This is a genomic window from Streptococcus sp. 339 (genome assembly GCF_013277285.1).
Classification (GTDB): Bacteria; Bacillota; Bacilli; order Lactobacillales; family Streptococcaceae; genus Streptococcus; species Streptococcus pseudopneumoniae.
The window spans coordinates 1-1,428 of sequence record NZ_VMMR01000098.1; the positions used below are offsets into that span (position 1 = coordinate 1).

Here is a 1,428-nt window from a genome sequence, read left to right on the forward strand (position 1 = left end):
GGCTACTATATAAACGCTTTGAGAACGGTAAGTTGACTTGGCCAAGTACAGAAAAGGATGTCAAAGCTCTCACACCAGAACAAGTAGACTGGCTGATGAAGGGCTTTTCTATCACTCCCCAAATAAATTCATCAGAAAGTCGTGATTTCTATTGAAATGATGCCTTTCTTTTTAGTATAATAAAGTTAGAAAACAAGGAGGGGAAGACGATGAAAGACTTATTAAAAATCATTCAACAACAGAGTGCTACAATTGATAGTCTCACCAATGAACTTGCCCTTCTTCGTGAACAAGTGGCTTATCTAACGCAAAAGCTCTATGGAAAATCCTCTGAGAAAAGTGTTTGTCCATCTGGACAAGTCAGCCTTTTTGAGGAGGAAGCTTCATCTGATGAAGATGGAGAGGTTCCCAGTTGAAAGAGAAGAAATCACCTATAAACGTAAGAAAGCTAAAGGAAAACGTCAAGCTCTTCTTGCCCAATTCGATTCAGAAGAACTCCATCATCGCTTAGAGGATTGCATTTGCCCTGACTGTCAGGGAGAGCTAAAAGAGATTGGAGCGAGTCTTCAAGGCCAAGAATTAGTCTTTATTCCTGCGCAATTAAAACGCATAGATCATATCCAACACTCTTACAAATGCCAAGCATGCAGTGAGAAAAATCCGAGTGATAAAATTGTGAAAGCTCCTATCCCTAAAGCCCCTTTGGCGCATAGCCTTGGCTCAGCTTCTATTATCGCTCACACCATCCATCAGAAGTTTAATCTGAAGGTCCCCAATTATCGCCAAGAAGAAGATTGGGCTAGGATGGGTTTACCAATCACACGTAAGGAAATCTCTAATTGGCATATCAAGGCGAGTCAATACTATTTGGAGCCCCTCTATAACCTCTTGCGAGAGAGACTATTGACTCAGCCCTTACTTCATGCGGATGAAACTTCTTATAGGGTGCTAGAGAGTGATAGCCATCTGACCTACTATTGGACTTTTTTGTCTGGGAAAGCTGAGAAGCAAGGAATCACGCTGTACCACCATGATCAGCGTCGAAGTGGTTCAGTAGTACAAGAATTCCTAGGAGATTATTCTGGATATGTGCATTGTGATATGTGGTCTGCTTATCGTCAACTGGAAGAAGCTGAACTTGTTGGATGTTGGGCGCATGTGAGAAGGAAGTTTTTTGAATCCACCCCCAAGCAAGCAGATAACTCATCCTTAGGAGCTAAAGGTTTAGCTTATTGTGACCAGTTATTTGCCTTGGAAAGAGACTGGGAGGTTTTGCCAGCTGATGAACGACTACAGAAACGTCAAGAAGAGCTCCAACCCCTAATGGAAGACTTCTTTGCTTGGTGTCGGCGTCAGTCGGTTTTACCTGGTTCAAAACTAGGAAGGGCAATTGAATACAGTCTCAAGTATGAAGAAACCTTTAAGGCC

The 1,428-nt window shown here is 42.4% G+C and carries 3 protein-coding genes; all 3 read left to right on the plus strand.

The window, feature by feature from the left end:
- Nucleotides 1-155, plus strand: a 155-nt coding sequence (gene tnpB / locus HT736_RS10215; protein ID WP_172931013.1) for an IS66 family insertion sequence element accessory protein TnpB, incomplete at its 5' end; no start/stop codon positions are given.
- 54 nt (nt 156-209) lie between these two features.
- On the plus strand, nt 210-416 hold the full coding sequence (locus HT736_RS10220) for a transposase (protein WP_000653988.1): 207 nt from the start codon (nt 210-212) through the stop codon (nt 414-416).
- On the plus strand, nt 391-1,428 hold a 1,038-nt coding region (locus HT736_RS10225), incomplete at its 3' end, for an IS66 family transposase (RefSeq protein WP_172931014.1). The genes HT736_RS10220 and HT736_RS10225, both read left to right, overlap by 26 nt.

Excerpts from the sequence above, each read along its gene's own strand:
- HT736_RS10220 (WP_000653988.1), top strand. The coding sequence starts at position 210 with ATGAAAGACTTATTAAAAATCATTCAACAACAGAGTGCTACAATTGAT.